We start from the raw sequence: 24,700 nt of genomic DNA on the forward strand, positions 1-24,700 counted from the left end.
GCTCAGCGGGAGCTTGTCCCGGCGAGCTCGGCGCTCAGTTCCCACAGCCGCTTCTGGTCCTCCTGATCATAGGACCGCCGGGAGGACCGGGCCTTCTTCCGCCGCACATAATACCCGCCGGTGGCGCCTTCCACCTCCGGTGACGAGGCCAGGTATACCGTCGTCCTCGCCCCCTCCTCCGGGCCGATCATGATGGGGCGGAGGAGGAGCATGACCGCGCCGAACCAGCCGCCCACACCCTTGGCGAAGTTGGTCCTGACTATGCCGGGATGGAGGCAGTTCGCGGTGACCCCCGTCCCCTCCAGGCGGCGCGAGAGCTCGTAAGTGAACATGATGTTGGCCAACTTGGCCTGGGAATAGGCCCTCAGGGGATCGTACCCCCGCTCCAGCATGATGTCGTCGAAGTGGATCCGCCCGAACACGTGAGCGACCGAGCTCACCGTCACCACTCTGGAGGGAGCGCTGGCCTTCAGCCGGCCCATAAGAAGGTCGGTCAGCAGGAACGGGGCCAGGTGGTCCAGGGCGAAGGTATGCTCATACCCATCGGCGGTCAGCTCCCGTTTCCCGATGACCAGTCCGGCGTTGTTGACCAGTACGTCCAACCGGTCGTACCGGTCCAGGAAGCGCGAGGCCAGGCCCCTCACCTCCTCCATGGAGGTGAGATCGGCCACCAGCGTGTCGGCGGTGCCGCCCCGGGATTCTATCCCGCCCACTACCGTGCCCAGCCTGCCCTGGTCCCGGCCTACCAGGACCATGTGAGCCCCCATGCCGGCCAGCTCCACGGCCGCGGCCCTGCCGATCCCCGAGGTAGCCCCGGTCAGCAGCACCGTCTTTCCCGCCATCGGCTTATCCATTGTCGCCCTCCCTTGCTTGCCGGTCGATCCGACCGTCCCCCATTTGCTCCCTACGTTACATAATATACTATATGGGAACCCCGTAGGAAGACCCTCAAGGCTCCTCGGCACGGCCCCCGACGGCCGGCCCGCCCTCCTTTAGCAAACGTTACAGAAACATCCAAGATACTATCATTTATCGACATATAGAACTGACTGGCTAATGATTTTTAATGAATATCAATTAGGATAACCAGATGAAAAATCACTTCAAAGATAGGCGCGTCATTAGGTTTGCTCTGTCAGGCGGCATGCCGTGAGAGCGGCATAACCGACGACACGAGATGGGATGGGTTTAGAAATGAAGTCTTTACCTAAATTAGCGATAGCTGTCCCGATAGCAGCGGTGCTGCTGCTGGGAGTGCTGCTGTCGTCCAATTTCGCGGCCGCTGCGGCCCCCACCCCCGAAGTAGGAAGGGTGACCGTATCTGGCCAAGAGATCCTGGTGGGCGGCCACAAGCCCGACGCGCCGTTCTTCGGCGTGGTGGACACGACCGTCCTCGCATTCGCAACTCAAGCTTACATCAACGGTGACAAGACCGTGGCCGGCAAGGGCTCGGTGTTCAACGCGCCGGATACGGGGACCCATGTCCCCGTGACGCCCAACGACACTCCGGACGCGTTCTGGAACCAGTACTTCGCCCAGATGGCGCACTACGGCGTCAACCTGGTGCGCATCGGTCCCGGCGACAGCTGGGGTTCCGAGATCCAGTACAATGCCTGGCTCAACCACCACGATGAGTACATGGACCTGATCGACTGCATGACATACTATGCTGAGGTCAACGGCGTGTACCTGGTGTTCGTGACCGGCGGCGTCCAGCACGAGACCCCCTTCGCCTACGGCGGTTCGGGCTCCGTGTTCGACCCCAAGTCCGAGGCCTTTGACAACTATGTCAAGTTCAGCCGCTCGATGATGACGTACCTGGACGACGAGAACATCGTCGCCTGGTACGATCTCTTCAACGAGCCGGACCACAACGGTGTCAACGAGGCTTACTGGCATGGCGACAAAGTCAAGTTCAACACCTGGGCCCGCGCCCTGGCCAGCGCCACCGCGGGCGCGTCGACGCACCCCCGGACGCTGGGTGTTGCTGGATACAGCAACCTGTTCGGGTGGAGCCAGTCGGACTTCGATCTCTCCACCGGCAAGACCGGGTTCGAGATCGCGCACCGGCACTACTATGCCTCCGCCAACGACCCCAAGGTCTTCACCGAGCCTGAGCAGTGGGCCGACAACGACAACATGCCCCTGTACTGGGGAGAGCTTGCCAACAACGGCGAGTACCCCCTGAGCAGGTACACCTACGGCGAAAAGACCATCTACGCCAACGGGGGGCAGGCCATTACCTCCATGGTACTGACCGGCACTTCCGATTACCCCTACAAGGGCGGCGTCGAGGCCAAGAACGTCGTAAGGGTCGACGACGGGCCTGTCAAGGTGAAGGTCCAGAACACTGATGCCAACGGCGCTTCCGCCAGCGGCGGCGTGTTCACCGGCGCCTCGTCCATCTATGGCGGGGCCTCCGCCGGCGCCATCGGCGCCTCCGGCGCTTCCGGCAGCTCTGTCATAGGCGCTCTCGGCCTGGCGGCCATGATCGGCCTGGTGATGTTCCTTTACTTCGACCGCCGCAGGCTTTGCTAAGCTTGACGGGGCGAACCTCAAACCTCTTCCCCTGTTTTCTCTATTTCATCATCCTATTGGACCAGTGACAACGGCACCCTGTCTCGACGGGGGCCATGATTCTGTGCGTTCAGGGCCCAAGACCTCTTCCCCTCTCGGGGGCCCCGTACCATACCCATGACGAATCTATCTCCGCATAGTACATCTCCGCGAAGCGGAGGGGGGCGGGGACCGGAGCCTCCGCCACTCCGGAAAAGCGGGGGTCCATTATTCCAATGGCCATTCCCAGAGAGCTTCCGTCAGGAGATGCGCCCCTGAAGGAGGGCCATCCCTCCGACAGGACCGAGGCGATGCCGCGGTCCCGGCACAGCCCCAGGAAGCCACCCAGGCCGCTTCCGGGGGGCAGGAGCGCTACCTCCGCGCCGGCCATCTCGGCATCGTACTTCAACCTGCATTCCGTGCCCTCCTCGGCCACCACGATGGCGCCGGCGGGGAGCGGGTGCGGGCAGCGGGGCGAGGAGAAGAGGGAGAGACCGGGATCGTGGACTATGAGCCGCCCGGGGCCCGCCAGGCGCGAGGGGGCTATCGAACTCGCGTCCACCAGGTACGCCTGGTGCATGGACCGCAAACGGTCCCTGATGGCGGCGGCCTCCCCCGCCATCTCCTCCGAGCTTAGCTCCTCCAGGGGCACCGGGCGCCCGTCGAGGGTCTGGCACAGGAACACCGTGATGAACGGGGAAGGGGCTCCCTCGCGCAGCATGGCCTTCTTGGCGAACCTCATGATGCGGTCCACCTCCGGGGAATGGTGCGGGTTGTCCCTCAGGTCGATGCGATGGTGGAACCTCTCGGCCTTGGTCTCCAGATACCTCCAGTTGTCCTTGGTGACCCTCGGGTTGATGGCCAGCCGCTCCGCCACCCCGATCCCGTACCGGTCGAACGCCTCTGACTTGTCGGGATTGTTGGTGAGCAGGCGTATCGACCTCACCCCCAGGTCCTTCAGGATGAGAGCGGCGGCGCCGTACTCGCGGCTGTCCGGCTCATACCCCAGGGCCTCGTTGGCATCTATGGTGTCGTATCCCTGGTCCTGGAGGTTGTAGGACCTCAGCTTGGACCTCAGGCCGATGCCCCGGCCTTCCTGCCGCAGGTAGATGAGCACGCCCTCGCCCTCCTCGGCGATCATCTCGATGGACTGCCTGAACTGGGACTGGCAGTCGCAGCGGAGGGATCCGAGGAGATCGCCGGTCAGGCATTCCGAGTGGACCCTGGTGAGGACCTTTTCTTTTCCGGCCACATCGCCCATGACCAGGGCGAGCTGCTCCTTCCCCTCCTCATCGAGATAGAGGTGCAGTCGGAACGTGCCCGCGTCGGTGGGGAGGCGCACGTCCACCTCGTGGGTTATGGCCCCCGTCTCCCCCTGTATCCTCCTGAACGAGGGGTCCGGCCCTTCCGCCGCCCTCATCGCATGCCCCTTGGGATTGCTGCCCATTCGACACCTGCTAGGTCTATTGAAGCCGCATGCGAATGAACCTTTGCCGTGGTTATCCGAAACCGGCATTTTCCGGCCCGATATTATCTAGAAGGATAATTTATGCGATTTTTCCAGCCAGCATGATATTGTTATCTTTTTCGAGATAAAATCCAGTATGCACTATTATTCTAGATAACTGGAAAGATACCGCTTTTTACCATGCCTCTCGGTCTCCGAATGCTCTGTTTCGAGAGGTAATTTGGATGGGTAGCAACACAACAAAGCTAGTAGTGATTTTGTCAGCCCTTGCGCTGCTACTACCCGGAGCTGTCATTTTGTTCGAGACCGATGGGGTCTCGGCGGCTCCAGCCTACGGACGGATCTCGGTATCCGGTTCCGACTTGACTGTCAACGGCGACGCTTCCGCCCAGTTTTTTGGTGTGGTCGATACCACTGCTCTTCAATTCGCGATCATGGCGTACATCAACGGTGACATGACCGTCGCCGGAAAGACCTCGGTGTTCAACGGGCCCGATACGGGCGGGGACATGCGAATGTCCCAGAACGCCAACGCCGAGGAGTTCTGGCACCAGTACTTCGCCCTGCTCGCCTACTACGATTGCAACATCGTGAGGATCGGCGCTGGCGACACCTGGGGCACCGAGCTGCAGTACCAGGCCTGGCTGTATCACCATGACGAGTACATGAACCTGCTCAAGATCATGCTCGACGAAGCGTACGAGCATGGCGTGTGGGTGGTCCTGGTGCTCGCCGGTTCCCAGGGGGAATCGAACGCTCCCTACGGCTTCGGCGGTTCCGGCTCGGCCTTCGTGGCCGGCTCCAGCGCGTTCAACCGCTATGTCGAGTACTGCCGCGACGTTATGGGCGCTTTCGAGTACCATGACGCCCTGGGGTTCTACGACATGTGGAACGAGCCTGACCACAACATCGTCAACCAGAACTACTGGAAGAACGACAAGGTCAAGTTCAACACCTGGGCCAAGGCGGTCGCTGCGGCGACCGCCGGCGCGTCCACTCACCCCAGGACCATGGGGGTCGCCGGCTACGGCACCCTGTTCGGGTGGAGCCAGTCGGACTTCGATCTCTCCACCGGCAAGACCGGGTTCGAGATCGCCCACCGGCACTTCTATGCCCAGGCGGACGACGCGTACCTGTTCACCGACCCCGAGCAGTGGGCCGCCAATGACAACCTGCCCCTGTTCTGGGGAGAGCTGGCCAAGAACAACGTGTATCCCCTGGTAAGGTGGACGTTCGGCGAGAACACCATCTACGCCAACGGCGGGCAGGCCATCACCTCCATGGTGCTGACCGGCACGACCAACTACCCGTACCGGGGAGGCACCCTGCCAGACCCAGTAAACCCTCCGGCCACGCCGGATCCGGCCGACCCGGAGCTGCCGCCCCTCGTGATAGCCATCACGCCTCCTGTGCAGGAGGTGTCGTACGGGGACGAGTATGTTTCCACTGTGACCGTCAGCGACACGGCGACCGTGAGCGTCACATACGACGCTCCCTTCCTGAGCTATGATCAACAGAGCCATACGCTCTCGGGAACGCCGGGCCAAGACGAGGTGGGGACATACAACATAAGCGTCACGGCGACGGCGTCGGACGGCAGGACGACCACCCAGGAATACCACTTGATAGTATCGGCCGGCGATGAACCGACCGATTCGGTCAACGTGACGGTCGTGCCGACCGTTTCCAACGCCGGGTACGTCCTGGGCGGGGGGTCCGGCTCGGCCTTCCTGACCCTCGTCATGGTCGGACTGGTGCTGTCGGCCTTGGGATGCATACACATCTTCGGCGGAGCATACCGCCGCAAGAGGTGAGCTCCGGACAAGCTCCGTTCAAACCTCTTAACCAATCCTCTTTTTCTTCTCTCAGCAGGTCAGGTGAAGTATCGCCACGAACCGCCTGCTCTCGCGGTTCATGATCTCGATGGCGTCCGAGGTCGACCTGACCACCAGATCGTACCTCTCCAGGACGGCCTTTGCCTGGGGGGTGAGGGGCATCATGCTCTTGTAGCCCGCGCCCACGATGACCACCTCCGGCCGCTCCCCGTCCAGGAACCCCAGCTCCCTTTCCGACAGGGGAGTGTGGAAATAGTCGGACCGGTAGTCCAGAGAAAGCTCGGTGGGGCGCTCCGTGACGCTTCCGTCCACGTGGACGATGACGTCCTTGACGTACTTCCTGCCGCCGACCCGGACCCATCCGAAATAACCATCCGCGCCGTCCATCTCGAGGGCCTTGATGGTCCCGGGGCGGGAATAAGGTTGCTGTAAGACCTTCCGCGGTTCTGGGCTTTGAGAGGCGGATCGGGCGATCGGGGGCGCCCTGACCCTACGAGGATACACGGGGGCTCAATGGGCTTACTATTTGTAGGAGCCCATCTTATGGGTTGGCAATGCTCATCGATTCCCCCTCATGGAACGAGGCCATGAGGTTGATCGGCGAAGCCGCCATACTGCTCCTGCTTTTCCTGGTGGCGTTCAGCCTCACGCTGGTACTTCTCACGGTAGTTTCCATCAAGATGGGGAAGTTCATCTTCCCCCGCCTGCTCAAGCCTGGCCTGCTGATGATGGAGGGATTGGTGAGGGCCATCTGGAAACTTCTGGGGATCGACGACAAGGAGCTGACCGCGTTCTCCATACGCCTGCACAACATGATGATGAAGAAGAGGTTCGAGGCGGTGCCACCGGAAAAGCGGGCCATCTTCCTGCCCCAGTGCCTGCGCTCCAAGGAGTGCCCCGCTCATCTCAGCGACGAGGGCCTCATCTGCATGAAGTGCGGCCGGTGCGATATTGGCCCGAACATCGATGAGGTGCGGGCGGACGGCACCAAGGTGTTCATAGTCCCCGGTTCCACCTTCATCAAGAGGATGGTCAAGAGGTACCGGCCGGAAGCGATCGTGGGCGTGGGGTGCCTGATGGAGGTCAAAGAGGGACTGGAGATGTGCGACCGCATGGGCGTGGTGGCGATGGGATTCGTCACCCTGCGGGACGGGTGCGTGGAGACGGCCATGGACTGGGGCGACTTCAAGGACATGATGACCGGGAAGATCACCCCCCTCAAGCTTGCCAACCTCATCGAGCTGCCCGGGGAATGCAAGGTCCCCGAACCGACGATGAAGTAAGGCGGCCTCAGGCCGGCGTCCTTGACCGGCAGTACCTCCTGACAGAGGGCAACATCAGCAGGATGAACATCAGCACCCCCAGGACCACAGTGAAGTACGTGGGCGGGGAGAGTTCGATGTCATATATGAAGTGCTCCACGAGGAGCCACACCAGCAGGATGCCCAGCATCACCAGGGTGCCCTGCCAGGCCCAATGGATGCCCCCGGCCTTGCTTATCTCCCCGAGGAACAGCTGCTCCCGGGTCCACAGGCCATATGACAAGGCTATCGGCGTGATCCCGTAGATCACGAACAGGAACAGGCCGACCAGAAAGTAGTTGTGGAACGGTATCCTGTCCAGGTACTCGGTCGGCAGGCCCAGCAGGGCGCCCGACGGGCTGATCATCAGCGCGAGGCCGCTCAGCACACCCATTATCCCGAACACCATCAACAGCGCGCTCAGTGCGGTCGCGCCCAGCGGACGTTTTCCCCCATCCATTGTCATTCACCTCAGGCAGTCAGGCCACAGCGGGCATTTCTGACGCCCTGGATGGATTTCTACCTGGAAATAATTATCTCCGCTCATCATGTGGAAAAAAATAGAGGAGGGGGGGCCTCAGCGCTGCTGGACCACCTGCTGCTCGGGGCCGCGGGGGTCGGGCCCCGTTACCGTGGGGTTGTCGGGATAAGAGGACCATTCGGTGAAGGATCCCTCATAGATCCTGACGTCGGGATATCCGAGGTACCACTTGAAGAGGTTGAACTCGTTGGTGGCCTCCCTCCCCGTCCCGCAGGAGCAGATGATGGACCGGTCCGGGGTGGCCTCGACCTTGCCGATGATCTCCTGGATCTCCCCGTCGGGCTTGAGCTCGCGAGGGTTGTCCTTGCTCATCAGGGAGGCCCAGGGCAGGCTGATCGCGCCGGGTATGTGCCCTGCCTTCGGCCAGGCCCCCTTCCCCTCGTATACCGCGGCAGGCCTCGCATCCAGCAGGAGGACGTTGTCGTCGTCCTTGGTCCGCTTGAACTCGTCGTACCCGACGTAGAACTCCTTCATCTCCCTGCCGCGGAAGTCGCCCTCCTTGATCCGGGGGAACTGCTGGGTCGTCTGCCCCCCGTTGGCCTTCCATTTCTCCAGGCCGCCGTCCAGGATGAGCGCCTTGTCGTGGCCGCTCCGGGTCAGCCCGTACGCCATCATGGTCTGCTCGAGCCCGTCCCCCCATCCCTTGGAGGGACCCTTGCAGGAGTATACCAGCACCGGCCGGTCCATGGTGACCCCCACCCGGTTGAAGTAGGGAGCGACCGCCTCCGGGGGCATGAACTGCCCCGGCAGGCCTCCCAAGGACGACCTCAGGAACTCCTGGTCCAGGTGCGCGGCCCCCGGGAGATGCTCGACGATGTAATCATGGATGTTGGGCTGGACGTCCAGAATGGCCATGTCGTCGTTCAGGTGGCCCTTCAGCCACTCGGTGTCCACCCACTTCACGCTCGAATTTCTTTGGGGATAGGGATAGTTCTTCTCCATATGCAATCCTCATCTATTGTTAGGGGACCCATCCAATTTAATGATGATTGACCATGAAAGAAGCGGCGAGTGGCTCTAGTTCGTCCCGTTCATTATTAACTCAGAACGCCCATGAAGTTCCTGAGAGGGACAGGACGTGGCCACCAGGAAGATCATCAAGATAGATGAAGCGAAATGCACCGGGTGCGGCCAGTGCGTGGACGCCTGCGCGGAGGGAGCCATCGAAATCAGGGGGGGCAAGGCCAAGGTCATCAAGGACATGTACTGCGACGGCCTGGGCGCCTGCCTCGGCGAATGCCCGGAGGGCGCGCTGTCCATCGAGGAAAGGGAAGCTGAAGCGTTCGACGAGGAGGCCGCCAAGCGGCACGTCTCCGGGAGCAGGCGGCCGGAGCAGTGCGGCTGCCCCTCCGCGGCGCCCATGGTGCTCCGTCCCGCGGACGAGCCTTCCGCTCCCGCCGGGGAGGGTTCCGAGCTGAGCAATTGGCCCATCCAGATGAGGTTGGTCTCCCCCGGCGCCCCGTACTTCAAAGGGGCGCGCCTTCTCCTGGCCGGCGACTGCACCGCCTTTGCCTTCGCCGCGTTCCACCGGGACTTCATCAAGGGGCGGGTCACCGTCATCGGGTGCCCCAAGCTGGACGACCAGGGGGAGTTCGTCGAGAAGCTGTCCTCCATCCTCTCCGAGAACGGCATCAGGGACATCGCTCTCGTGCACATGGAGGTGCCCTGCTGCGGACAGATGAAGCGGCTGGTGTCCGAGGCGGTGAAGAGGGCAGGCGCCCAAGTGCCGGTGAAGAGCTATACTGTCAGGAGGAACGGCGAGCTCGTAGAGGACGCCGCGTAGGGCGATCTCCACCAAATTATCCAATATCTGGACATTGTTGGATTATACCTCCAATCGTGATTTCCCCTAAGCAATCGATATATACTCTTCCATTCTTTCGATGGAATTGGTTGGATGATACATCCAACCAGAGGAATGAAGGGAATGAAGGCTGCCGTTCTGCGGTCCCCGGGGGACCTTGCCATCGAGGACGTCAAGGAGCCGGAACGCCCGAAAGGGGGCGCGCTCATAAGGGTGGACGCATGCGCCATCTGCCCCACCGACATCAAGATGGCCCGCCGGGGGCAACGGGACCTGGCATACCCGCGCGTCCTGGGCCACGAGGTGGTAGGGACCGTCGTGGACATCGACGGAGGCGAGGCGGCCGTGGGCGACCGGGTGCAGGTATGGCCGGGGATATGCTGCGGCACCTGCCGCTCCTGCCTCAAGGGGCAGGATAACATGTGCTCCTCCCAGGGCATCATCGGGTTCAACTATGACGGGGGCTTCGCCCAATACATGGCCGTTCCCCCGGGCAACCTCCGGCAGGGGGGCGTGAACGTGCTCTCGAAGGATGTGCCCTCGGAGCTGGCCTCGCTGGCGGAACCGCTGGCCTGCTGTGTGCACGGGCGGGACATGGCCCGGACGGGGGAGGGCGACATGGTCCTCATCTTCGGGGCCGGGCCGATGGGGCTGATGAGCACGGCAGTGGCCAAGGCGGCCGGCGGAGTGCCCATCGTGGTGGAGCCGTCGGCAGAGAGAAGGGCGGCGGCCGAAGCGATGGGCGCGGCCAGGACGCTGGATCCCGGAGAGGACGATATCTCTGCCGCGCTGCGCGACCTCGGAGGCGCCGACGTGGCGGTGCTGGCCTCGGCCCAGGCGGACATCGGCGACGGCCTCCTGAGGCTCATGACCCCGCGGGGACGGGTGTGCGTGTTCTCCGGCCTGCCCAAGGACGCCTCGAGCAGGACGCTGGACCTGAACCAGCTCCACTATCGCGAGCTGTCCCTGGTGGGAGCGTACGGGTGCACCAGCACCAGCAACAGGGAGGCGGTGCGGCTCATATCGTCGGGCGCAGTGGACCTGCGCCCGCTGATCTCCCGCACCCTGCCCTTAGAGGAGCTGGAGTACGGGTTCAGGCTTATCGAGTCGCGGAAAGCGCTGAAGTGCGTGGTCACGAAGTTCTAGAGGTGTGTGATGATGGAAGAGAAGCTGAGGTATTTCGGAGCGAAGGTCAACGGGCTTATCGGCGGCAGCGGGCTGTCCCGCGAGGACGCCAAGGAGATGTTTCGGCAGGTGCTGCTGAACGAGCAGCCGGACCTGCAGCAGGGAGCGTTCCTGGCGGCCATCACCGCGAAGGGGGCGACGCCGCAGGAGATCGCGGGGAGCTGGGAGGCCATCTACGAGATCGACACCGTCAAGGTCACCCCGCGGGCGGACGGGCCGCTGGTGGAGAACTGCGGCACCGGCATGGACGCCCTCAAGACCTTCAACATCTCCACCGCCGCATCGGTGGTCGCGGCCGCCGACGGCGTGCTCATGGCCAAGCACGGCGCCCGGGCCATCACCTCCCGCTGCGGCACCATTGACATGCTGGAAGCGCTGGGCCTTGACGTGGAATGCGAGGTCAGCGTGGTCAAGAGGTCCATCGAGACCGCCGGCATCGGCATCTTCAACGGAATGTCCCCCAAGGTCCACCCCGTGGCCCTGGGGAGGATTCTCTCGCAGATCCGCTTCGGGACCATCCTGAACATAGCGGCCTCCCTGGCCAATCCCGCGCTCCCGGCCATCGGGGCGAGGGGGGTGTATTCCCAGGCCATGATCATGCCGGCCCTGGAGACCATGAGGGAGATCGGCTTCAAGAGGGCCATGGTGTTCCATGGGCTCGGCGCCGACGGGAGCGCGGGCATGGACGAGATGTCCACCCTCGGCCGGACCATAGTAGCGGAGATGGGGGAGGACGGGGCCGTCCGCTCCTACGAGATCGCCCCCCGGGACATGGGGCTCCAGACCGCCCGGGCGGAGGACATCTTGTCCTCGCCGGACCGGGAGCGCGAGGTGCTCCGCTTCCTGAGAGTGCTGGGCGGGGAGGAGGACGGGGCGCGCCAGGACATCGTATGCCTGAACACCGCCCCCATGCTGTACATGACCGGGAGGGTCTCGTCCCTCGCGGAGGGGGTGGAGAGGGCGCGGTCCATCATCGCGGACGGAAGGGCGCTCGGCAAGCTCCAGGACTGGATAAAGGCGCAGAACACCGACCCGGCGGCCGGCCTCGAGAAGTTCGACGACCTGGTCAGCAGGGCCGACGCCGCCGCGTGAGAATAGAGCTGAACGGAGGGCCCGGCCCCTCGCCCGGCCGGCCCTCTCATCCTTTTACTTTCGCTTTTCTCTTGATGCCCTTGTGAACGTCATCCTCCGTCTCGGAGGTCAGGACCACGGTGTACTTCTGGGGCTCCCCGTCGAACTCTATGACCGGGACCTTGGCCGCCTTCTCCAGCTTGAGGATGAAGTCCCTGAAGAACTCCAGGTCCTCGATCTCCACGGACGCGGGGAACTGGAGGTGGAACGCGTGGACCTCCGGTATGGCGTCGAAGAAGTAGCGCAGGTCGGCCTTCGACATCAGCTCGCGGAACCTCGCGGCATCCTTCTTGCGAGCGGACAGCTCGATCAAGCGGTCTGACCAGACATCGCCGGCCTTTATCACAACGGTCTCTGTTCCCAGCACCTTCCACATGGTCCCGGGGAACCCGTTCTCGACTAATAAAGGCTATCGCGCGGACGCCTTACAGGGCGTCGGGCTGGGGGAGCTTGGCAATGTCGAAGTCCTTGCGCATCAGAAGGTCCTTGATGCCGGATATGTCGGCCTTCCGCTGTATCAGGCCGTTGAGCACCCCCGCGCAGGCTATGTCCCCCACGCAAACCGCACCCACCAGCACGTTCCCGCGTATCACCAGCTTGCGGTAGGTGCCCCCCTCCACGTCGCGGGAGGTGAGCACCTCCATGCCCGCCTCGTCCCGGGTGCGGCACTTGCCCATGCTGATGGCGGGGAGCCCGAAGAACTCCGCCGAGTTCATGCCCATGCCGCCGGTGTACTCCACTTCCTTGCCGGCCATGTTCATGCCCGCGATGTGGCCCTGCTCCACCGCGTTGGGCCAGATGGCATGGGTGTGGTTCCCCCCGTCCAGAAGGTCGGCCGCTTCGGCCACGTCCCCCGCGGCGTAGATGTTCAGGTCGGAAGTGCGCATGTGCCGGTCCACGGTGATGCCATAGTCAACGGCGAGCCCGGCGTTCTTGGCCAGGGTGACGTTCGGACGCACCCCCTTGGCCATGATGACCATGTCGCCCGGTATCTCGGTCCCGTCCTCCAGGCGGACCCCGGAGACCCACTCGTCCCCGGTAATCTCCTGGACCGACGAGTTCATGAGCACCTTGATGCCGTTGCGCTCGACCGCCTCGCGGACCATCTCCGCGCCGGTCCGGTCCATGGTCTGGGAGAGCAGTTGGTTCGAGGCCACTATGATCGTCACGTCCATCCCCCTGGCGTGCAGCGCGTCGGCGGCCTTCATGCCCACCAGCCCGCCGCCCAGCACCAGGGCCTTCTCTCCCGGCGCGGCCTCCTCGGACACTTTCCTGGCGTCATCCCAGGTCCTCAGCAGGTGGGCGCCCGGCTTGTCGTTCCCGGGGATGTCGTACGGAAATGCGCCTGCCCCGGTGGCCAGGAGCAGTTTCCTGTACCCCACCACTGAACCGTCATTGAGCTCGACGATCCTCTCGCGGGGGTCCACCCGCACAGCCCGGCTGCCCAGAATGGCCTCGGCGTTCATGCGGGAATAGAAATCGGAAGGCCGGAACAGCAGCAATCCCTCCGGCAGGTGGCCCGAGATGTAGTGAGTGATGAGGCACCGGGAGTACGCCAGCACCACCTCGTTGGAGATCATGGCGATGGTGCCGGAACGGTCCACCTTGCGTATCCCCTCGCACCCGCCGACCCCAGCGGCGCTGTTACCGATAATAATGTAATCGTAGCGGCGCATCCGGTCACCCTTCGACGGTCCCCTGCTCCCTGGCCGGGGCGGCGCTCACTGCATCGCTCTGAATGATGATGGCCTCGAACTTGCACGCCGAAACGCAGGCGGGGACCTCGCGCCCGGGGCACAGATCGCATTTCACCGCCACCCTGGCGGCCGCATTGCGGAACACCGCGCCGCTGTGGCAGCTCATCACGCACATCCAGCAGCCCACGCACTTCCGGGGGTCGTGCCGCACCACGCCGTCCTCGCCCTTCCTCAGAGCACCGGCCATGCATGCCGTGACGCACTTCGGATCATCGCAATGCCGGCAGCGCAACGGGAGAGGCCTTCCCTTCTTGCCAGAGCCGTCGCCCGGACCATATAGCACCTTGATCCGGGGCAATGGGGCGTCCACGGGGTCCGAGCTTGCGGGGCCCATGCTCAAGGTATGCTCGAGGGCGCACGCTCTCTCGCAAGCCCTGCACCCCTTGCACCGGTCTGGTATGATCACGATCCTGTTCATTCTCTGCCGCCGTGCGTTACCATATCAAGGCAGAAAATACCACGTATTTAAAGTCTGGTCATTATCTAAAATGCAACCGAAGGGTTTTGGCCTTACTCGCTCGCAAAGCTGCGAAATTCGTATATTCGGAGATAATCCTTCCACGACTTGACCCCATTCTGGTCTCACGGAAGAGAATCGTAAGGGTCAGCACCGGTGGGGGTGGCCCGCTACCAAATATTAATGTGCGGTGAGAGGTTTGGAGGACCGATATGCCGTCCGTACCCCTCCCCCCGCACCGGCACTGCAAGAGGTGCAAGGCGCCCATCCCCGAGGACAAGTGGTATTGCTCCGAGGAATGCGAGACCGCCGCCCGGGTCGATGAGAGAGGGTCGAGCCGCAAGATGCTGCTGTTCTACGGCCTGGCCATCGCCGCGCTGGTCGGCTTGTGGCTCCTGACGATCTTCATCTGATCTCGGGGCGGCCGACCGCTTCCAGGACCCGGACCATATCGGCCGTCTCCCTCACGTCGTGCACCCTGATTATATCCGCCCCGTTGAGCACGGCCGCCGCGGCCGCGCCGAGGCTGCCGCCCAGCCTCCGATCCGGCGCTTCCCCCGTCAGCTTGCCGATGAAGCCCTTCCGGGACGCCCCCAGCAGCAGGGGGCGGCCGGCGGAGCGGAACTCCCTGCCACGCCGGAGGATCTCGAGGTTGTGCTCCATCAGCTTCCCGAACCCGATGCCGGGATCTATGATCACCTGCTCGCGGAGCACGCCTTCCTCGGCCGCGGCCTTGAGGCGCTCCTCCCAGTGCCACATTATGTCCCCGACCACGTCCTCGTAGGTTCCCGGGGACACCATATTCTGCATCACCGCCGGATCGTCCAGGGTGTGCATCAGGACTATGGGGGCGCCGGTGTCGCCCACCACCCTTGACATCTCAGGGTCCTGAAGCCCCATCACGTCGTTGATGATGGACGCGCCGGCCTCCATGGCCGCCCTAGCCACCTCCGGCTTCCTGGTGTCCACGGAAATTGGCACGGCGAGCTTCGATGCCAGCTCCTCCACTATCGGGATGACCCGACGAAGCTCCTCCTCCGCCGGCACCGCCTGGGAGCCGGGGCGGGTCGACTCGCCGCCGACATCGATGATGTCGGCGCCCTCGGCAGCCATCTCCAGGCCACGCTTCACCGCGGCGTCCTTGCCGTAGAACCTTCCGCCGTCGGAGAACGAGTCGGGGGTGATGTTCAGAACGCCCATGACCAGGGGGCGGCCGAAGTCCATCCACCCGGCCGGCAGGGCGATGCCGGGCGTCCTCGTCGAGAAGTAGCCGTCCAGGGCATGGGCCACCGGGGTGGCCCGCGGCGATGAGCCCACGTCCCGAAGGATGCTGAGCGGCGCGTAGAGGAGGACCTTCGGCCTCCTGCCGGACAGCGAGAGGGACGCTCCCGCTCCCCTGCCCTCCGCGGCGCCGATGATCTTCTCCAGCTGCTCCTCCTCCCCCTCGACGTAAACGAACACCATGCCCGAGCGGACCTGGTCCGGCGACGGACCGGCGATGCCGAGCCGCCTCCACTCGGAGAAGGCCTCCTCCTCGGACCGGTACCGCCGGACCCGCGCGATCATGACAGCTGGCGGTCCACGAGTTCGACCAGGTCGATGATCTCGACCTTGGCCCCGGTGCGCTCCTTGCCCGCCTTCAGATTGGTAACGCAGAAGGGGCACGAAGTGACCAGGATATCCGCGAAGCCGGCGTCGGCGACCCTGCGCGCGGCGATGTGCTCCGACAGCTCGGGGTACGCGGAGCGAACCCCGCCCCCGCCCCCGCAGCAGCGCGACTCGGAGGAGTTCTTGGCCATCTCCTTGAACTCCGCGCCGGGGAATTTCGCGAGGACCGCGCGGGGCGCCTTGTACACGCCGGAATGGCGGCCCAGGTGGCAGGGGTCGTGGTAGGTCAGCTTCTTCTCCAGGGGGGAGAGCTTGAGGTCCTTGTCGGCGAGGTACTCCGAGACATGGCGGACCTTGAACGGCACGTCCACGTGCTTGGGGTACTCCTCCTTGAACATGCGGTAGCAGCCGGCGCAGGAGAACACCGCCTCGTCCACGCCCTGGTCCTCCACCGCCTTGACGTTCTTCTCCATCTGGGCGACCACATCCTCCTCGTTCCAGCCAACGCGCTCCATCACGGAGCCGCAGCAGGTCTCGTTCAGAAGGGTGAAGTCCTCGCCCAGCTTGCCCATGATCGATATGGTCGCCTTCGCTGCCGCGGGGTTGCGATATGCGGCGGTGCACCCCACGAAGTAGCCGACGTCGGCGGTGCGGGGCTTCTGGCCCAGCGCCTGAGGGACCGATATCTTCTCGCCGTAGGGGTTGCCGTACTTCAGGATATTGTCCACGACCTTCCTGTGGCTGGGGAGCATCACGCCGCTGGCCACCATGTCCTTGCGGGCCCGCTCGACCACGTCCACCACTTTCACCTTGGAGGGGCAGCGGCGCTCGCAGTCCTTGCAGGTGGTGCACTGGTACAGCGCTTCCACCACCGAATCGTCGGCGGGGATGTCCTTCTGCAGGAGGCCGTACGACAGCACCATCCTGCCCCTGGCCACGCCGGGGTCCCAGCCCACTCCCTCAAAGGCCGGGCATACACTCTTGCAGAACCCGCACATGGTGCAGGTCATCATCTCCTTCTTCAGTTCCTTAAGGTTCTTTCCCTCGACGTAAGTGGCGGCCATTATTAACCCACCCTCGGCACGGTGATGCTGCCGTCCATGTTGATCAGCACTTTGGCGCCCTTGTTCTCGGCCAGGGCAGCGTCCACCGCCTCCTGCACCGTGGCGAACGGACGCATGTTCGCCTTGCTGATAAGCTCGGGGTCCAGGCCGGTGACGGTCCATATGCGGCCCCAAACCGCGATCTCGGCCATCTTGGCCGCTTTGTGATATCCAAGCTTGTACTCCTTGGCCAGGTTCCTCAGGACCGCCTTGGGGTCGCTGGAGAGGGAGAGCTGCTGCAGGAACGTCTCATGACCTATGCCCTCGCGGCACTTGGAGACCATAATGATGGTGCCCCCTTCCTTCAGCGCCCACTTGCCGTTGTCAAGCGCCTTCTGGGACTGATAGAGGTCCACGTCCATTGGGTAAGGGGCCACCGATACCACCACATCGGCCTTCTCCTTGATGGCTACGGAGAAGACCTCGTTGGCGTGGTCCACCGCCGCGGCGAAGGAGGCGTGCAGGTCGCCGGCCTCCACGCGGTACACGCTCTGGTGCCGGTCCAGTACGATCTGGATGGCGAAGATGGGCTTGTCCCTCACCACCCTGAGAGCGTCCATCATGTCCTCGTGGACGGGGTTGCCGTCCAGGACCAAGGCCTGGGCCTCCTGCTTCATCGCCAGGAAGTGGTTCTGCTCGATGGTCTTGTACGACGCGACCCCGGGCAGGAAGCTCTTCCTGCCACCGGTGTAGCCGGCGAAATAGTGCGGCTCCACCGAGGTGATGATGACCAGGCGGTCCGCGTTCACCGCGATCTCGTTGACATGCATCTCGGTCCCGTTCTTCGACTTCCCCAGGAACACGCACTTGTCCTTCTTGGCGTCGTGGGCGTGGACCCGGTCCTTGAGCTTCCCGTACTGGCGGCCGAAGATGAACTCGTACTCCTCCTCGGTGGGCGCGCGGTGCGCCCCCGTTGCCACGAGGTACCTTGCCTTGGTGAGGTCCATCCTCTCGGCCAGGGCGTCAAGCACTTTGCAGGTCGGGGTAGGTCTGGTCCCATCGTTCACGATGAACACTATATCCTTCCCGCCCTCCAGGAACTTCTCCAGGTCCGGCCCGCCCACGGGGTTGGCCAGGGCCCTCCTGATCTCCGCCCGCTCGTCACCAACGTGGACGTCCTTCGGGTATATCGTTCCCGCGAAGTTCTCCTCCGGGATATTGAGGATCTGCTTCTCGTCCTTGCCGTATGGTATGGTGAGCTTCATGTTCGGAACCGATTTGACATGAAAGAGGCAATATATGAAAGTTCGACCAGGACCGTCAAGGTGCCGGGAGGAGTACTGCCAGGGACCGGAACGGCGCTGCGGATACCGCAGTCCGGTCCAGCCTATGCTAAGGAACCGGACGGGCCCTTTCTCCCTCCGCCAGAGACGCAGGCAATGCATTCAGGCGGTAGCTTTATCGAGTGCATGAACGATTTTGCAGCATGAGCTCCGACGTCGATGTCTTGCCTGAGCCGAGCAAGAAATGGCATGAGCACGCCCAGAAGCGGTTCGCCAGCCCGTTCACCGGCCAGAAGTTCGACCGCATTGACGTCGACGCCATGATGCTATCTCACGCGGCACTGATATCTGGGTTCACCATCAACGATTTCTATACCAAGCCCGAGCTGGGGGCGGCCTGCGTGGCCAACGCCTCCGAGATGTACGATCTGATCCCGATGACCCACTGGTACTTCTCCCTCCCCTGGGTCGCGGAGCTGGGCGCGGAGATACAGTTCCAGCCTCTGCTCCCGCCGGTGGTCAGGACGCCCACCATCACCGACCTGGAGATGGTCGACAAGATCGAGGTGCCCGACCTCAAGGAGATGGAAAGGGGGTTCACCGGCCAGCTGATGACCCGGGCCCAGGATTACATACAGAAGAACACTCCCGAGAAGTTCGTGCCCATGACCTATACCTCCGATCTCACCGGGGGAGGAGCCCAGCTCTGCGGCATCGAGAATTTCGTAATGTGGACCCTGTCCGAGCGGGACGTGGTCCACCAGCTCATTCGGAAGTACACCGAGGCCGCGATCAACGGCGCCGAGCTCATGGCCGAGAGGTATGGGTCGGCGTTCATCTCTACCGGATCGGTGCTGGCCAACAACGATGTCCTGAGCGACCGTGACGTGGATGAGCTGTCAGCGAAGTATCTCCGCACCTTCGTGAACAAGGCGCTGAGGAAGGGGGCGGGACCTCAGGTGCTCTACCACCTGTGCGGAAATCACGAGACCGATTACAAGGTGTTCAAGGACCGGCTGGTGTTCACCCCGTTCACCATCATGCACGCCGGGTACATGGGGCGGGAGGTGTTCCCGTCGGACATCCTGATGAAGGAGTTCGGGGACGTGGCGACGATCATGGGCTCGGTCGATACCAGGATCATGATCCTTCCCAACCCCAAGCGGGTCTACGAGCAGGCCAAGCAGCAGCTCCTGCGCGGCCGGGAGAGCAAGAACGGCTACATACTGGGGACCGCCTGCGAGCTGCCGCCAGACTCCCTGCCGGCCAACGTGTTCGCGCTGGTCCAGGCGGCCAGGGACTACGGCACCTATGGGGACTGGTGAGCGCCGCGGCAGCGGACGCAACAATATAAAATGGTTCAGAGGATAGAAATGACATCCAAGGTAAAAGTGAACATGCGGCTGTGCGGCAAGACCCACATCATCACCGTGAACATGCGCGAGGACGGGGATCTGGACTGCAACATCGAGACCAACTGCGCCAACGTCAAGGAGTTCTCTGAAGGGCTCGAGAAGGTCTCAATGAACGACCTCACCGACAAAGCCACCAGCGGCATCGTGGACCGCTACCGCGACTGCCGGATGTCTGCCAACTGCCTCGTTCCGGCCGGCCTCATCAGCGCGGGGTGGATGGAGGTCGGCATGATCTCGCGCAATAACGCCAGGAAGAACAAGGCCAACGACGTGGAGTTCCTGTTCGACGACTGAGCCTCCAGCACCCTCAGGTCTCGGGAAAAGATATTACCCCTTATGGCCCTGTTCGGTCCATGAAGACCCTAGCCGACCTGGGAGAGAAGGCTGTCGTAGCCTCGCTCATCGGGAGCATCAGGAGCACTGCCGCAGTGGGGCCGGGGGACGACGCCGCGGCCGTGGACATAGGCCCGCAGTATCTGGTAGCTACTTCCGACATCACTTCCCGGCTGTCGCACATGCCCAAGGGGATGTCGTACTGGCAGACCGGATGGTATGTGGCCGCAGTGAACTTCAGCGATGTGGCGGCGATGGGGGCGAGGCCCATCGGCATACTCGCTTCCTTCGTACTGCCGAGAAGCATGCCAGTGGACGACTTCCTGAGCATCATGAAGGGAGTCCAGGACTGCGCGTTGTCGGTGGGCGCCGAGGTACTGGGAGGGGACACCAAGGAGGGGGACGACGTGGCCATCTCCGGCTGCGCCCTCGGCCTGGTCGATAAGGACAAGGTCCTGCTGCGGAGCGAAGCGGGGGAGGGGGACCTCCTGGCCGTTACCGGCCCGATGGGGCTGTCCGCCGCCGGCTACTTCGCCATTACCCAGGGCATCGACGCCCCTCGGGCGCTGAAGGCGCTCCTGGAGCCGCAGCCCCGGACCAGGGAGGGCATGGTCCTGTCCTCGTCCGGTGCGGTCACCTCGTGCATGGACATCACCGACGGGCTGGCATTCACTATCAGCGAGATCGGGAAGCGCAGCGGCGTCTCCTTCGAGGTCGACTGGAGCCGCATCCCCATCGACCCCGAGACGCTAGAGGTAGCGAAGCGGACCGGCGAGAGCGTCGAGGAGCTGGCCATGTACTACGGCGGGGACTACGAACTCCTGTTCACCTTCCGCCCGGAGGCGGAGGAGCAGCTGAGAGCGTCACTGGGGGAGCGGTTCCACATCATCGGCAAGGCTGTGGGAAAGGAAAACATATTAATCAGGGACGGGGGAGTAGTCCCGATAGAGAACCGAGGATGGGAACACTTCAGGATGTAAGGTTATGCTGCACGAGGCCAGGTTCTGGGAATCGCAAGGCGAACGGATCAGGTGCCATCTCTGCCCCCAGAACTGCAGCATCTCCCCAGGCCGGCGGGGGATGTGCGGGGTCAGGGAGAACCGCGACGGCAAGCTGTACGCCATGAGCTACGGCAGGGCCGCCTCGATCAATATTGATCCCATCGAGAAGAAGCCTTTGTTCCACTTCTACCCCGGGGAAAGGGTGCTGTCCCTCGGCAGCGTAGGATGCAATCTTCGCTGCCTCCATTGCCAAAACTATACCATATCCCAGGCCTCGCTCGCCGAGCTCACGTTGCGGGAAATGAGGCCGGAGGAGGTCTCGGACATGGCAGAAACGAGCTCGTGCCGCGGCATCGCCTTCACATACAACGAGCCGACCATCTGGCACGAGTTCGCGTACGACGCCATGAAGATCGCCAAGGAGCGCGGCCTGTTCACCGTGTACGTCACCAACGGGTTCATCCAAGAAGAGCCTCTGAGAGAGTTGAGCTCAGTGCTGGACGCTATGAACATCGACATCAAGGGGTTCAGCGAGCGCTTCTACGACAAGATCTGCAAGGCCGCCCTGGAGCCGGTGCTCGAAGCCACCAAGCTGGCGCACGAGCTGGGCATCCACATCGAGATCACTTACCTCATCATTCCCGGCGAGAACGACGGGGAGGACGAGATACGCAAGTTCTGCCGGTGGATGGCCGAGCTCAACCCCAAGGTCCCGGTGCATTTCACCAGGTTCCATCCGGACTACGAGATGCAGGACAGGGGACCCACGCCCATAGCTACGATGGAGATGGCCAGAAGGGTGGCCGAGAAGGAGGGGCTCAAGTTCGTCTTCCTCGGGAACGTGTCGCTGCCGCACGGAGAGGACACAGTATGTCCGAACTGCGGCAACCTGGTGATCGAGAGGCAGGGGTTCCACATTCTCCGCAACGACGCCATAGATGGGAAATGCAAGGTCTGCGGGGAGGACCTCTACCTGGTGCAGCGAAGAGGGCTGGTAGAGCAGGCAGAGAGCAAGAGGGCTCGCTGAGCGTATGAAAGAGGTCGCACGTGCAAAGGAAAATGTTAGACAATTATACTTAAATATGTCTAACCTTTTCGGGCGGCCATGAACGGGCCGATAACCGACCGCAGGGGTCAGAGGATGCTGCTGATAGCCGCGGCATTGGCCATGTTCATGGACGGGCTGGACGGTTCGATTGTCAACGTGGCCCTTCCCATCATCAGCGAGACCTTCGGAGGGGACGCCGGGTCCGTGTCATGGGTGATCACGATCTACCTCCTGATGATGGCCGGGCTGATACTCATCTTCGGCAAGATCTCCGACAGCGGGGCGATAAAGAAGGTCTTCATCGTCGGGTTCCTGATATTCTCGTTGAGCTCGCTGGCCTGCGGACTGTCCGCAGGGCTGGAGATGTTGCTCATCTCCAGAGCGGCCCAGGGGGTAGGTGCGGCCATGCTGGCCGCCTCCTCGCTGATGCTGTGCGTCAAGTTCTATCCATCGGGCAGGCTGGGGTTCGCCCTTTCGGTGGTCATGCTGGGAATGACCGTCGGCGCGGCCATAGGGCCCGCCTTCGGGGGGTTCCTGGTGGAGCTGCTGTCCTGGCATTGGATATTCCTCATCAATGTTCCTATAGGACTGGTAGCGATCGGGTTCGCCCTCAAGGCCATTCCCGCGGACGAGGGCATCAAGGGAGCATCGTTCGACATCAAGGGGTCGGTGTTCCTGTTCGGCATCCTGGCGTCCGGGCTCTACCTGGTGGAGTCAGTGCCGTCGGCGGGGATCGGCGGCCTCACAGTACCGGTGGCTTTGGTGTTCGTGCTGTGCCTGGCGCTGTTCCTCATCACCTACCGCAGGACCGCCGCCCCGGTCCTGAACCTCAAGCTGTTCAGGTTCAGGGGGTTCGTCGCCGCCCTCATCTCATACATGCTCATCAACGCCTGCTTCATGGGCGCGCTATACCTCGTCCCGTTCTACCTGGTCCGGGGGATGGGGTTCGACTCGATAACCAGCGGGCTGTTCCTCTTGATACCTTCGCTGGTCATACTTCCCCTGTCAGCGAAGGCGGGCAGGCTGTCCGACCGGACCGAGCGCAGGGCCTTCGTGGTGGCCGCCTGCGCCATGATGCTGGTGTTCATGCTCATCTACTCCATGATAGAGCCGGGGATGGGGTACCTCCCCCTGATCGCTGCGCTGGCGGCCATGGGCATGATGTGGGCCCTCGGAGGGGGCGCCGCATCCAGCCGTATCGTGGAGAGCGTCCCCAAGAGCGAGAACGGGTCCGCGTCGTCCCTGATGTCGTTCATGATGTACTTCGGGAGCGCTCTGGGGACCGTGATATTCGCCGCGCTCTTCGAGGTCGGGTCCGGGGTAGGGAGCGTGGACATATCCAAGATGCCGCTGGGGCCCTTCCTTGACGGGTTCCATTTCGCCATGATGGCCGGCGTAGCGCTGTCCCTTACCGCGCTGGCGCTGGCCGCGTCGTTCAATGAGAAGAAGCGGAGCCCCCGGCCCAGCGGGAGCACCCCTGTGAGCGAACCCGAGTGACAGTTAAATAAACAAAACCATCTCCCACAGCCATGGACCTGAAGAAGAGCTTCGCCAGACACTATTACGCTCGCACCCTGATGACGCTCAGGATGATGAGCCGCGTCCACGTCAATGAGAGGTTGACGTTCAACAGCGTGCTCTACATGGACCTCATAGCCTTCACCGAGAACTGCACCGTGTCCAAGCTGGCGGACATGCTTCATATCTCTAAATCGTCGGTCACCATCAAGGTCAATGAACTGGTCGAGCAGGGATACGTCACCAAGACCAGGAGCGAGGCCGACGGGCGCATCTACTATCTATCCATCGCCCCTGAGGAGAACGAAGCTTACGACGAGGACGAGCGCCAGGTCGGGAAGATGATCAATCGGCTGAAGGAAAAGTATTCTAAAGAAGAGCTGGAGAAGTTCGGCGAGATGCTGGACGAAACGGCGAGGTTCTGGGCGGAACAGTCCGTTTGACGGACCCGGACGGACCGCCCCTCATCCCAGGAACAGGAAGAACACGTTGCCGACGACGGCCGAGAACAGCAGGGCGGCGGTGATGGGGATCAGGAACGGCACCTGCGGGGTGACCCATATCCTGTCGGCCCCGGCGGCCTCCAGCGCCTCCAGCTGGGCGGCGGTATCCTCGGCCCCCTTGGGAAACATGGTGAACTTACGAGCCCCTTCCTCGACCCGCTCCATGGGCCACACGAACTTCTTCTTGGCCTCGGCCAGCGGCATTTGGTGGCCGAGGAACATGGCCGGGAACTTCCTGTCGCCCCTCGCGAGGTTCAGGAAGAACAGGGCCACCGGGACCGCCAGGGACAGCAGGGCGGCGGTGAACAGCACCACGATGGGGAATGGTATCACCAGCTGGCTCAGCCCGCTGGGCATGGCGATCAGGGGGAACGGCCCCATCACCGGGTACAGGGGGAACATGATGGACAGGGCGATGAGGGCCTTGGCATCGGCCCCGCCCTTGATGAGGTCGAGGTAGTACATGACCACGAAGATCACGAACAATATGGGGACGATCATCAGCTCCCAGAGGTACTGCTCCGAACCTTCCAGATAGACGAGCGCGCCGAGCGGCACCAGGGCGGCGGCGTACATGCCCAGCGGCACCGGGTTGATGCCATCCTCGAAAATGCCCTTGCGGTCCCAGAACAGGTCGTAGAACAGGATGGCGATGGGGATGAGGATGAGGAAGAACACCGCGTCGGCACCGTCAATGACCATCTGCGCTGCCAAGAACCCCAGGCCGGCGGTGCCGAGCACCAGCCAGTATGTGTCCGAGGCCTCCCGGTACTTCCAGTCGGAGCGGGAGGCCAGGATGAGGATGGCGAGGGATATCGCGACCTTGGCGGCGGGCAGCCAGTCCATGGCCGCCTCCAACCCTTACTCATGTAAAAATCCTTTCCTCATACATTCTGGTCGAGCCACTATCCCG

25 protein-coding genes are annotated in these 24,700 nt (G+C 62.9%); 13 read left to right on the forward strand and 12 right to left on the reverse strand.

Annotation, left to right across the window (positions count from 1 at the left end; all coding sequences use genetic code 11):
* Positions 1–2: 2 nt before the first annotated feature.
* Positions 3–854, reverse strand: coding sequence for an SDR family oxidoreductase (locus tag WYS_RS09005; RefSeq protein ID WP_019177836.1), 852 nt, complete (start codon positions 852–854; stop codon positions 3–5).
* A 340-nt stretch (positions 855–1,194) separates the two neighbouring features.
* Between WYS_RS09005 and WYS_RS09010 the strand changes: the two genes are divergently transcribed.
* Complete coding sequence (locus WYS_RS09010) at positions 1,195–2,538, forward strand: hypothetical protein (protein WP_187120180.1); 1,344 nt, start codon at positions 1,195–1,197, stop codon at positions 2,536–2,538.
* A 109-nt stretch (positions 2,539–2,647) separates the two neighbouring features.
* Here WYS_RS09010 and ribA read toward each other — a convergent pair whose 3' ends face one another.
* Entirely contained in the window at positions 2,648–4,003 is a 1,356-nt protein-coding gene (gene ribA, locus WYS_RS14890; protein ID WP_019177838.1) for a GTP cyclohydrolase II, read from the reverse strand.
* 317 nt (positions 4,004–4,320) lie between these two features.
* On the opposite strand from ribA, the gene WYS_RS15690 reads away from it, so the two are divergent.
* The gene (locus WYS_RS15690; protein WP_147654310.1) at positions 4,321–5,838 is read left to right on the forward strand and encodes a putative Ig domain-containing protein; all 1,518 of its coding nucleotides are present in this window, start codon (positions 4,321–4,323) and stop codon (positions 5,836–5,838) included.
* Positions 5,839–5,889: 51 nt separating this feature from the next.
* Here WYS_RS15690 and WYS_RS09025 read toward each other — a convergent pair whose 3' ends face one another.
* The gene (locus WYS_RS09025) at positions 5,890–6,246 is read right to left on the reverse strand and encodes an MTH938/NDUFAF3 family protein (RefSeq protein WP_019177840.1); all 357 of its coding nucleotides are present in this window, start codon (positions 6,244–6,246) and stop codon (positions 5,890–5,892) included.
* Between the two features lie 167 nt (positions 6,247–6,413).
* Between WYS_RS09025 and WYS_RS14895 the strand changes: the two genes are divergently transcribed.
* On the forward strand, positions 6,414–7,142 hold the full coding sequence (locus tag WYS_RS14895) for a DUF116 domain-containing protein (protein ID WP_019177841.1): 729 nt from the start codon (positions 6,414–6,416) through the stop codon (positions 7,140–7,142).
* 7 nt (positions 7,143–7,149) lie between these two features.
* On the opposite strand, the gene WYS_RS09035 is transcribed toward WYS_RS14895, so the two are convergent.
* Both WYS_RS09035 and WYS_RS09040 read right to left on the reverse strand, forming a co-directional pair.
* Positions 7,150–7,620: a hypothetical protein gene (locus WYS_RS09035; RefSeq protein WP_019177842.1), complete on the reverse strand. Its 471-nt coding sequence runs from the start codon at positions 7,618–7,620 to the stop codon at positions 7,150–7,152.
* Positions 7,621–7,737: 117 nt separating this feature from the next.
* Entirely contained in the window at positions 7,738–8,643 is a 906-nt protein-coding gene (locus tag WYS_RS09040) for a sulfurtransferase (RefSeq protein WP_019177843.1), read from the reverse strand.
* Between the two features lie 136 nt (positions 8,644–8,779).
* On the opposite strand from WYS_RS09040, the gene WYS_RS09045 reads away from it, so the two are divergent.
* From WYS_RS09045 to trpD, 3 genes are all read left to right on the forward strand, one after another.
* Positions 8,780–9,484 carry an ATP-binding protein gene (locus tag WYS_RS09045; RefSeq protein ID WP_019177844.1) on the forward strand — a complete coding sequence of 235 codons (705 nt, stop codon included), beginning with the start codon at positions 8,780–8,782 and terminating at the stop codon, positions 9,482–9,484.
* A 144-nt stretch (positions 9,485–9,628) separates the two neighbouring features.
* Complete coding sequence (locus tag WYS_RS09050) at positions 9,629–10,651, forward strand: alcohol dehydrogenase catalytic domain-containing protein (RefSeq protein ID WP_026068979.1); 1,023 nt, start codon at positions 9,629–9,631, stop codon at positions 10,649–10,651.
* A 9-nt stretch (positions 10,652–10,660) separates the two neighbouring features.
* Complete coding sequence (gene trpD / locus WYS_RS09055; protein WP_019177846.1) at positions 10,661–11,782, forward strand: anthranilate phosphoribosyltransferase; 1,122 nt, start codon at positions 10,661–10,663, stop codon at positions 11,780–11,782.
* A 46-nt stretch (positions 11,783–11,828) separates the two neighbouring features.
* Here trpD and WYS_RS09060 read toward each other — a convergent pair whose 3' ends face one another.
* The 3 genes from WYS_RS09060 to WYS_RS14900 are packed head-to-tail and all read right to left on the reverse strand — an operon-like array spanning position 11,829 to position 13,996.
* A complete protein-coding gene (locus WYS_RS09060) occupies positions 11,829–12,197 on the reverse strand; it encodes a hypothetical protein (protein WP_019177847.1) in 369 nt (122 codons plus the stop codon).
* A gap of 49 nt (positions 12,198–12,246) precedes the next feature.
* Complete coding sequence (locus WYS_RS09065; RefSeq protein ID WP_026068980.1) at positions 12,247–13,497, reverse strand: NAD(P)/FAD-dependent oxidoreductase; 1,251 nt, start codon at positions 13,495–13,497, stop codon at positions 12,247–12,249.
* 4 nt (positions 13,498–13,501) lie between these two features.
* On the reverse strand, positions 13,502–13,996 hold the full coding sequence (locus WYS_RS14900; protein ID WP_019177849.1) for a 4Fe-4S dicluster domain-containing protein: 495 nt from the start codon (positions 13,994–13,996) through the stop codon (positions 13,502–13,504).
* Between the two features lie 251 nt (positions 13,997–14,247).
* On the opposite strand from WYS_RS14900, the gene WYS_RS14905 reads away from it, so the two are divergent.
* Positions 14,248–14,448, forward strand: coding sequence for a DUF2116 family Zn-ribbon domain-containing protein (locus tag WYS_RS14905; protein ID WP_019177850.1), 201 nt, complete (start codon positions 14,248–14,250; stop codon positions 14,446–14,448).
* On the opposite strand, the gene folP is transcribed toward WYS_RS14905, so the two are convergent.
* From folP to larA, 3 genes are read right to left on the reverse strand one after another with little or no spacing between them, the layout of a single operon-like run.
* Entirely contained in the window at positions 14,441–15,601 is a 1,161-nt protein-coding gene (gene folP / locus WYS_RS09080; RefSeq protein ID WP_019177851.1) for a dihydropteroate synthase, read from the reverse strand. The genes WYS_RS14905 and folP overlap by 8 nt on opposite strands.
* Positions 15,598–16,707: a (Fe-S)-binding protein gene (locus WYS_RS09085; RefSeq protein WP_019177852.1), complete on the reverse strand. Its 1,110-nt coding sequence runs from the start codon at positions 16,705–16,707 to the stop codon at positions 15,598–15,600. Before WYS_RS09085 ends, folP begins: the two co-directional genes overlap by 4 nt.
* Positions 16,708–16,709: 2 nt before the next feature.
* Positions 16,710–17,951: a nickel-dependent lactate racemase gene (gene larA, locus WYS_RS09090; RefSeq protein WP_019177853.1), complete on the reverse strand. Its 1,242-nt coding sequence runs from the start codon at positions 17,949–17,951 to the stop codon at positions 16,710–16,712.
* A gap of 221 nt (positions 17,952–18,172) precedes the next feature.
* Between larA and WYS_RS09095 the strand changes: the two genes are divergently transcribed.
* The 6 genes from WYS_RS09095 to WYS_RS09120 all read left to right on the forward strand — a co-directional run bounded on the left by WYS_RS09095 (position 18,173) and on the right by WYS_RS09120 (position 23,727).
* Complete coding sequence (locus tag WYS_RS09095; protein ID WP_019177854.1) at positions 18,173–19,294, forward strand: uroporphyrinogen decarboxylase family protein; 1,122 nt, start codon at positions 18,173–18,175, stop codon at positions 19,292–19,294.
* A 48-nt stretch (positions 19,295–19,342) separates the two neighbouring features.
* A complete protein-coding gene (locus WYS_RS09100) occupies positions 19,343–19,678 on the forward strand; it encodes a DUF6951 family protein (RefSeq protein WP_019177855.1) in 336 nt (111 codons plus the stop codon).
* A gap of 59 nt (positions 19,679–19,737) precedes the next feature.
* Positions 19,738–20,697 carry a thiamine-phosphate kinase gene (thiL, locus tag WYS_RS09105; protein ID WP_019177856.1) on the forward strand — a complete coding sequence of 320 codons (960 nt, stop codon included), beginning with the start codon at positions 19,738–19,740 and terminating at the stop codon, positions 20,695–20,697.
* 4 nt (positions 20,698–20,701) lie between these two features.
* Positions 20,702–21,745 carry an AmmeMemoRadiSam system radical SAM enzyme gene (amrS, locus tag WYS_RS09110; RefSeq protein WP_019177857.1) on the forward strand — a complete coding sequence of 348 codons (1,044 nt, stop codon included), beginning with the start codon at positions 20,702–20,704 and terminating at the stop codon, positions 21,743–21,745.
* Between the two features lie 78 nt (positions 21,746–21,823).
* Complete coding sequence (locus WYS_RS09115) at positions 21,824–23,263, forward strand: MFS transporter (protein ID WP_019177858.1); 1,440 nt, start codon at positions 21,824–21,826, stop codon at positions 23,261–23,263.
* 32 nt (positions 23,264–23,295) lie between these two features.
* Complete coding sequence (locus tag WYS_RS09120; RefSeq protein WP_019177859.1) at positions 23,296–23,727, forward strand: MarR family transcriptional regulator; 432 nt, start codon at positions 23,296–23,298, stop codon at positions 23,725–23,727.
* A gap of 21 nt (positions 23,728–23,748) precedes the next feature.
* On the opposite strand, the gene WYS_RS09125 is transcribed toward WYS_RS09120, so the two are convergent.
* Entirely contained in the window at positions 23,749–24,633 is an 885-nt protein-coding gene (locus WYS_RS09125; protein ID WP_147654311.1) for an A24 family peptidase C-terminal domain-containing protein, read from the reverse strand.
* Positions 24,634–24,700: the final 67 nt, after the last annotated feature.

Source organism: Methanomassiliicoccus luminyensis B10 (assembly GCF_000308215.1).
Lineage (GTDB): Archaea > Thermoplasmatota > Thermoplasmata > Methanomassiliicoccales > Methanomassiliicoccaceae > Methanomassiliicoccus > Methanomassiliicoccus luminyensis.